The organism is Clostridium sp. (assembly GCF_051650885.1).
GTDB lineage: Bacteria > Bacillota > Clostridia > Clostridiales > Clostridiaceae > Clostridium.
Genome location: NZ_JBOFRG010000091.1, coordinates 1 through 8,950 on the forward strand (window position 1 = coordinate 1; position 8,950 = coordinate 8,950).

Annotated in this window: 9 protein-coding genes; all 9 read right to left on the reverse strand. The window is 28.2% G+C overall.

From position 1 onward, the window contains the following. Positions 1-81: 81 nt before the first annotated feature. Positions 82-753 carry a response regulator transcription factor gene (locus ACRC28_RS04220; protein WP_438542206.1) on the reverse strand — a complete coding sequence of 224 codons (672 nt, stop codon included), beginning with the start codon at positions 751-753 and terminating at the stop codon, positions 82-84. A 184-nt stretch (positions 754-937) separates the two neighbouring features. Beyond that, complete coding sequence (locus ACRC28_RS04225; RefSeq protein ID WP_438542207.1) at positions 938-1,090, reverse strand: zinc-ribbon domain-containing protein; 153 nt, start codon at positions 1,088-1,090, stop codon at positions 938-940. A 163-nt stretch (positions 1,091-1,253) separates the two neighbouring features. Next, a complete protein-coding gene (larA, locus tag ACRC28_RS04230) occupies positions 1,254-2,528 on the reverse strand; it encodes a nickel-dependent lactate racemase (protein WP_438542208.1) in 1,275 nt (424 codons plus the stop codon). A 12-nt stretch (positions 2,529-2,540) separates the two neighbouring features. Continuing rightward, complete coding sequence (larB, locus tag ACRC28_RS04235) at positions 2,541-3,296, reverse strand: nickel pincer cofactor biosynthesis protein LarB (RefSeq protein WP_438542209.1); 756 nt, start codon at positions 3,294-3,296, stop codon at positions 2,541-2,543. Next, positions 3,296-4,096, reverse strand: coding sequence for an ATP-dependent sacrificial sulfur transferase LarE (gene larE / locus ACRC28_RS04240; protein ID WP_438542210.1), 801 nt, complete (start codon positions 4,094-4,096; stop codon positions 3,296-3,298). The genes larB and larE overlap by 1 nt, the downstream gene beginning before the upstream one ends. Positions 4,097-4,101: 5 nt before the next feature. Beyond that, positions 4,102-5,412 (reverse strand): nickel pincer cofactor biosynthesis protein LarC, encoded by a 1,311-nt coding sequence (gene larC, locus ACRC28_RS04245; RefSeq protein WP_438542211.1) that lies wholly within the window; start codon positions 5,410-5,412, stop codon positions 4,102-4,104. Between the two features lie 22 nt (positions 5,413-5,434). Then, positions 5,435-6,838, reverse strand: coding sequence for an FAD-binding oxidoreductase (locus ACRC28_RS04250; RefSeq protein WP_438542212.1), 1,404 nt, complete (start codon positions 6,836-6,838; stop codon positions 5,435-5,437). After that, positions 6,838-7,815, reverse strand: coding sequence for an electron transfer flavoprotein subunit alpha/FixB family protein (locus ACRC28_RS04255; protein ID WP_438542213.1), 978 nt, complete (start codon positions 7,813-7,815; stop codon positions 6,838-6,840). Before ACRC28_RS04255 ends, ACRC28_RS04250 begins: the two co-directional genes overlap by 1 nt. Positions 7,816-7,827: 12 nt before the next feature. After that, entirely contained in the window at positions 7,828-8,646 is an 819-nt protein-coding gene (locus ACRC28_RS04260) for an electron transfer flavoprotein subunit beta/FixA family protein (RefSeq protein ID WP_438542214.1), read from the reverse strand. Between the last annotated feature and the right edge of the window lie 304 nt (positions 8,647-8,950).

Genomic DNA, 8,950 nt, shown 5'->3' on the forward strand with positions numbered 1-8,950 from the left:
GATGTTACTCCAAATACACTTAAATTTATTAAAACTAAAGCTATAACACTTCTTTTTTCTTTTATATATTCTAAAAACATTTTAATCCACCATATATCCAATACCCTTTTTAGTTTTTATTAAATTATCTATATTAATATCCTTAAGTTTTTTTCTAAGCCTTCCCATGTTCACAGTTAAAGTATTATCATCAATAAAGCTATCACTATCCCAAAGCTTTACCATAATATCTTCTCTTGAAATAGCTTTTTCTTTATTTTCAAACAAAATCTTTAAAATTTTAAATTCATTTTTAGTTAACTCAATGCTTTTATTTTCAAAAATTACTTTGCACTCATTTAAATTTAAAATTATTCCCTTATGCTCAATAATATTGGTCTCATTATTAAATGAATATGTTCTTCTTAAAAGAGCTGAAATTTTAGATACCAAAACATCCATATTAAATGGTTTTGTTATAAAATCATCGCCCCCCATGTTCATAGCCATTATAATATTCATACTTTCTTCTATTGATGAAATAAAAATTATTGGTACTTTAGAAATCTTTCTTATTTCTGTGCACCAATGATATCCATTATAAAAAGGAAGTTTAATATCTAATAAAATAATATCTGGCTTAAAATTTATAAACTCCTCTATAACATTTTTAAAGTCTTCTACATTTATGGAAACATAATTCCAACTTTGCAGTGCCTTTTTAATTTCTCTACCTATAATAAAATCATCCTCAACAATCAATACCCTATACATTTATTACCTCTTTTTTCTTTTTTTCTCTATTATACCTTCTTAACAAATTCTATTAAAGTATTTTTTCCTGTTTAGCACTCTTCTCCACTTATAAAAGATAGCGGAAAAAGGATACATGCTTCTAAATAAGCTTTTATACGCAAAAAAAGGTTACAGTTTGCACTGTAACCTTTAATAATCAAAACTATCTTCTGTTTTGTTCTTTTCTTGCTCTTCTACAAGCAGGACATCTAACTGGATCGTTATCGAATCCTTTTTCTTTGTAGAATTCTTGCTCTCCTACTGTAAATACGAATTCAGCTCCACAATCTCTGCATGTTAATGTTCTATCTGTCATTTCTTATTCCTCCTAAAATTAAAGAATCTAAATTGATATAACAACCTCTAATCTTAGAGAAATTATTAATCTAATTGAAACTTTTTTACTGTCATCTCTGACGTATTTTTAGTATACTACATTTTTTTTACTATTGCAACTTTTTTATTTAATTTTTTTATTTTTATCGAACTATTACTGATACACCATCTGGAATTAAAGTTATAGTAGCCTCTCTTCCTTTTATTTTAAATGCTTTTTCTAATGCCTCATTAAATGTTTTTGCATGATTCATATGCATTTTTTCTATATACTTAGCTTCCCACATGTCTGTAACTACTATCACTGTAAATTTATCTAGTATTCTTGCTAGTATCTGAAATTCCCATTGGTCTGGTACTGTTTCATTTCTTTCAACCTTTGATATTTTATCTAATAATTCTCTTGGTGTCTTAGAATTTACTATACTATCATAAAAAGACTGCCCTCCATGTCCATCTGCACAAGAAGCTATCATTATAATAACTCCATCTTCCTTACAGTTTGCTTCAGCAGCTGTCATTCCTTTAACTGCTTGATACATATTTTGGTCTAATGGATATCCTCCATTTGTAACTACAACTATATCTGATGGTGTCTTTTTTACCTTTGCAAGTTCCATTACAAACTCACATCCTTTTAAATGAGCTTTTTCGCTATCACCTGCCACTGCATGAATAACCTTCTTTTCACTATCTATTACTACATTTAATATAAATGCAAGGTTTGAGTGTTTTGCAGCATATAACATATCTTTATGTATTGGATTATTCATTAAAATTCCTGTTCTTGCATTAGGACTTGCTATAAACTCACCACAATGATTTGCCATTATAGTCTTTGCTGATGCAACTCCTGGTAGAACACTTTTTCTTCCTCCTGAAAATCCTGCAAAGAAATGTGACTCTATAAATCCTTCTGATATTAAAACATCTGCTTCTACTGCAATTTTATTAATTATTAAATCTCCACCTGATGGAAGCTTTCCTAAATTAACCATCATACTATCATCTGTTGATATATGATTTATTATTTTTTCGTTTTCTACTATTTCAATACCAAACTTATCTATCATTTCTTCTCTTGTTGTTTCTCTGTGGAATCCTGTTGCTATTAATATTGTTATATCAATATCTTTATTAGCTTCTCTTATTCTTCTAAGTAATATAGGTAAAGTTACTTTACTTGGAACTGGTCTTGTATGATCACTAGTTATTAAAGTCAAAGTTTTCTTTCCTTTTACTATTTCTTCTAATCTTTTACTTTCAATCGGATTATTTAATGCTTCTTCAACTATTTCTTCTTGTGTTTTATTTACTTTATACTCATCTGCTTTTGATTCTAAAATTCCTATTAAATTTTTTTCTGGAATATCTATTTCCATTTTCCCTTTATAATATGGTACTTTTATTTTTGTCATATTTTTTCTCCTTTATAACTTATTTATCATACTTGCACTATATGCTGCACCAAAACCATTATCTATATTAACCACAGTAACACCACTTGCACAACTATTTAACATAGTTAAAAGTGCTGTTACTCCATTAAAGCTTGTGCCATATCCTACACTTGTTGGGACTGCTATAACTGGTTTATCTACAAGCCCTCCAACTACACTTACAAGAGCACCTTCCATTCCTGCAACTACAATAACAACCTTTGCTTTTCTTATTAAATCTAATTTATTAAAAAGTCTATGTATTCCAGCAACTCCTACATCATATATACGTTCTACTTTATTTCCAAAAACTTCTGCTGTTATAGCTGCCTCTTCTGAAACGCTCATATCTGATGTTCCTGCAGATACAACTGCAATAAAACTTTCTGTTTTTTCGCTTCTTCTAATTACACTTATTATTTTAGAAATTTCATCATATTTAGCTGTAGGACAAATCTTTAGTACCTCTTCATAAGCTTCTCTTTTAGCTCTTGTTCCAAGTATATTAAAGTCTCCGTCCTTTTCTAACATATTTTTTACTATCTCTCTTATTTGAATACTAGTTTTACCTTCACAATAAATCACTTCAGGATATCCAACTCTTTTTTCTCTGTTATAATCAATTTTTGCAAAACCTAAATCTTCAAAACCATTATCATTTTGAGTAACTAAATTTAGTCCTTCTTCAATAGATAAACTATTATTTTTCACTTTTATTAAAATATCTTCTAATACTTTTTTATCCATTAAGACTTCACCTCAATTTTATTAAAACTTCCCATGTTATATCCATTCATATCAAGAGCTACAAATTTATATCCAACCATCTTTATTTTATTTCCAATCTCTTCTAACAAATCTTTATGTAATATTTTTTCTAAATCTTCTTTATTAACTTCAATCCTTGCAAGATCTCCATGACTTCTTACTCTAACTGCTTTAAATCCATAACTATGTAAAATTAATTCTGCTTTTTCAGTTTTTCTTAATTTTTCTTCTGTCACTTCAATTCCTGCTTCTAATCTAGTTAAAAGACATGAATAAGATGGCTTATCAAAGGTTTTTAAATTTAACTCTTTTGAAAATTCTCTTATTTCTTTTTTCGTTATATTAAGCTCTTTTAATGGACTTTTTATTTTTAATTCTTCTAAAGCTTTAAGACCTGGTCTATAATCCTTTGTATCATCAATATTTGTTCCATCTAAAACATAATCTATGTTTAATGTTTTTGCCACTTCTAATATTTGTTTAAATAATTTTTTCTTACATAAATAACATCTATTTGCCTCATTAAATTTAACTTCTTCTGGAATGCTATCTAATTTAATTATTTTATGTGTACATCCAAAGCTTTCTGCAAGTTCTTTAGCCTCTTCTATTTCCCATTTAGGTATATATGGTGATTCTATTGTTATTCCTATTACATCTTTACCTAATACATCACTTGCAACCTTTAATAAAAATGTACTATCTACACCACCTGAAAATGCTATGGCTACTCTTTTTAAATTCTTTATATAATTTCTTAACTCATTTAATTTATCCATTTCTCTTACCTCATCTTATAGTTAAAAAGTATTTCATTATAAACATCATTTACTGATATATTTTCCCTGTATGCAATCTCCTTACATCTATCATATTCTGGCTTTACATTTAATTTTTCTCCCTTATAGTAAGATACTTTTACAGGAACACTTCCAAACTTTGAATCTACAATCTCTTCTTTTCTTTCAAGTTTAGTTCTTTTAATTAAAATTTCTCTTATTCCTATTGTTGAAGAATTTTTAAATACGATATCTTTTATTTTTTCTTTATCCTCTTCCATACTTATTATAGATAGCTTAACTCCAAGCCTTTGCTTCTTCATAAATATAGGATTATAAAATACATCTAAAGCCTTTTCTTCAAATAATCTTTCCATAAGAACTTCTTGCTCCTCTGGTCTCATATCATCAATGTTACATTCTAATAAAAACTCATTACTAGAATCCTCATTAATTTCACCTATAATAACCCTTAATGCATTTGCCATATTAGGATTATTTTTTTCTCCTATTCCATAACCTATATTTTTTATTTTAAAATCTTTTTTATAAGTTATTTCTTCTGCATAAGCTTTAATAATAGCTGCACCTGTAGGAGTTGTAGCTTCAAATGGTACATTTTCACTTTTTATTTCAATATTTTTTAGTATTTGAGCAGTTGCTGGTGCTGGAACTGGCATAATTCCATGAGCACATTTTAAAGTTCCATATCCCACCTCTATTGGTGACGACATTACTTTATCTATTTGTAAATAATCTATCCCTATAGCACATCCAACTATATCAACTATAGAATCAATTGCTCCAACTTCATGGAAATGAACTTCTTCCAATGGCTTATTGTGAATTTTCCCTTCTGCCTTTGCAACTACTTCAAACATTTCTAAAGATTTTTTCTTTACTTTTTCATTTAGAGAAGAAGATTTTATAATTCTTTTAATCTCAGCATAATTTCTTCCATGCACATGATTGTGACTATGTTCATGTATATGCTCATGACTATGATTGTGTCCATGACTATGGCTATGTTGGTAACTATGAATGTGTTCATGTGAATGGCTATGAAGGTGTCCGACTCCTTCATACCTATGTTCACACTCATATCTCTTTTTATTACTTAAATCTATTACTTTTACTTTAGTTCCGAATATTCCATTTTTAATCTCATTATTTTTTTTAATTTCAAACTCATTATCTAAATTTAGTTTACTTAATTCCTTCTTTATATACTCAAAAGGAACTCCTATATCTACTAAAGCACCTAAATTCATATCTCCACTTATTCCTGAAAAACAATCATAATATAAAACCTTCATTTTCTTCTCCCCCTAATGTTTTTTATTTAAATATTTTACCTGGATTCATAATTCCATTTTTATCATGCATTTCTTTTGTTGCTTTCATATATTCTAAAACATCTTTTTCTTCTGACTCTTCTAAATATTCTCTTTTAGCAAATCCTATAGCATGCTCTCCTGAAACTTTTCCACCAATTTCTTTTGCTCTCTTATACATAAGATCCATTACTAATTTTAATTTTTCTTCAAATACATCTTTTTCTAAATCATCTCTTAAAATATAGATGTGTAAATTTCCATCTCCTGCGTGTCCAAAGCTTTTTATTCTGATTTCATGCTCTTTTCTAAGACTATGAGTATACTTAACAAAATCTGCAATTCTATTTCTTGGAACTACTATATCAACTTCATCCATTTCTGTTGTTGAAGCCTTAATTGCTTTTAAGAAATCTCCTCTTGTTTTCCATAAAGTATCTTGTCTTTCTTTAGTGTCAGCAATTAATACTTTCTTAGCACCTGCATCTATGGCAGCCTGTGCTACTCTTCTAAGCTCTGACTTTATAGTTTCTTTTGAATTTCCATCAACCTTTAATATAAGGTAAGCTTCTCCACTTTTATCTGGGAATTTGTTACCTAAATATTCTTCTGAGTCTTCAATTATTTCTCTTTCTGCAAACTCTATTGCAGTTGGAGCAATTTTTGACTTAATAATTTTAGGAACAGCTCCAATAGCATTTTCTAAATTATCAAATGAAGCTACTAAACTCATTACTTCTTTAGGTAATGGTATAAGCTTTAATATAGCCTTAGTTATTACTCCTAAAGTTCCTTCTGAACCAACAAAAAGATTACTTAAAGAATAACCTGAACTATTCTTAACTACTTTTCCACCTACAGTTAGTATGTCCCCTTTTGCATTAACAAATTCAAGACCTCTTACATAATCTCTAGTTACTCCATATTTAACACATCTCATTCCACCTGCATTAGTAGCTATATTACCACCAATTGTAGCAGTTTTTTCTCCTGGATCTGGTGGATAGAAAAGACCTTTTTCTTCTACATATTTATATATTTCGTTTAATCTAACACCTGGTTCTACTGTTAAGGTTAAGTTTTCATCATCAAGCTCTATAATATTATTCATTAAAGTCATATCAACCATAATACCGCCATGTATTGCAATAGCTCCACCTACAAGCCCTGTTCCAGCTCCTCTTGGAGTAATTGCAATATTATTTGCATTTGCATAACTAATTAATTTTGAAACTTCATCAGCTGATTTTACTTTAATTACTACCTCTGGTCTTCCTTTTACTCTATTTAACTCATCTATACAATATTCTTCAGTTACTTTATCACCAAATAATATTCTTTTTTCATCTTTTAATATAAGCTTAATTATTTTCAAATTTTCTTCTGTAAATTTATTAAATTCTCTCATTACTTTTCCTCCATTAATAATTCTTTAGTAATTTCATAAAGGTCACCAACTAATCCATAATGTGCTACATCAAAAATTGGTGCTTCACTATCAGTATTAACTGCCACTATGTAGTTTGACTTATCCATTCCTAATACAAATTGAAGGGCTCCTGATACACCTAATGTAATAATTAATCTTGGTTTAACTATCGTTCCACTAATTCCAACTTGCTTTGAATGCTTTTCCCATCCCATTTCAACTAATGGTCTTGTTACTGCAAATTCACCATTTAATTTTTTAGCTAATCTTTTTGCTACATCTAAATCTTCCTTATTCTTAAAGCCTCTTCCTGCAACAACTAAAACTTCTGCTTCCTCTATTGGAACACTTATTTCTCTTTTTATTTTTTCAAGAATACTTATATCTGAATTTAAATCTGCATTTTTAAGTCTTCCTTTAATTAATTTAGCTTTAGATTCATTACTTATTTTTATAGCCTCTACTACTGATTTTTTAATAGTTACTATTTGAGGTCTATTTTCCTTACATATCATTTCTGCAAATATATTTTCACCTGATATTGGCTTTCTTTGAACTAATTTTCCAAAGTCATTTACATTTAAGTCTGAACAACCTACTGTCATTCCAGAATTAAATCTAACTGCAATTTTTCCACCAATTTCTTTTGAGAAATCGTTATCTCCAAGTAGAAGCGTATCTGTTTCTGTTTCTTTCACAAACTCTTCTATGACATTTGCATAAACATTATTACTTGCATTTTTATAAATTCCTTCATATGAATATACAAAATCTATATCATATTTTAAAAGCTCTTCTTCATGCTCCTTTATTTCATCTCCAATTAAAATAGCTATTACAGGCTTATTTAATTTTCTACCAATTTCTTTTGCTTTTCCTAAAAGTTCTAATGATAATGATGAAATTCTATTATTTTTAATTTCTACTAATACTGAAATATTATCTTTTGTCTCCATTTTACTTACCTCCTAAAGAAACTTTATCTCTTTTAATTTATTTTCTAATTTTTCTGCAAGCTCTTTATTATTTCCAGTATGTTTTTCACTAATACTTGCATTTGAATTAACATTAAAGTCCATTGTGGCTTCCTTTACTTCTTTAACTGTTCTAAGAACTATGCTTTCTGAACCACTTAATCCGTAATTTTCTTCATTCTTATCATTAAAATCCTCTAATCCTAAAACCTTAATTTCAGTTTTTTCACCTTTTAATAAAAGAACATAATCTGGGAATCTTGGTTCATTTGAATATTCTAAAATACTCATTAACGCAGGTAATTTTACTTTTTGTCTTACTCTATTTTCATCTTCTACCTTTAAAACTTCAGCTACATTATTTTTTATATCTACAATTTCTTCTACATTAGTTATTGTAGGCATTTTTAATCTTTCACCTAATTCAATTGGTAAAAGGCTTGTACTTCCGTCACTTGACTCTCTTCCGCAAAGAATAAGATCAAAATCTCCCATTACTTTAATTCCACTCTCTAATGTTTTACTTGTAGCTAAAACATCCGAGGCTTTAAATCTTTTATCTGAAATTAAAATTCCATCATCTACTCCAAGACTTATAGCTTCTACTATAATATCTTTTGCAGTTTCTGCTCCCATAGTTAAAACTAAAACTTCTCCACCAAACTTATCTTTTAAAGCTAATGCTTCTTCTATTGCAAATAAGTCCATTGGATTTATCTTTACTTCATTATTCTCTCTCTTTATCATTCCTGTTTTTTCATCAAATTCAACTCTATCTGCAGGAACTTGTTTTACACAAACTAATATTTTCATTTCTCTTCCTCAACTTTCTAATCAATAATTATTATCCATAAACAAATATTATCATCTAATTTCATTTTTTTCACCCCTCTCCTGCATTGTTAATTATTTATATTTATTTTTAATAATTCATTCAAAACTTCGCTTATATTTTCCTACATTATAAGTAAAAATCTTATTTATAATTTTTATCTAAAATAAATTTATAGTAAGAAAAAAAATCTATTCTTTTCTCAAATTAAATTTCTTATTATTTGCCTTTTAATAATTAGATAAAATATTAACCCTTTTTATAATAATCCATTCTATATTTTTT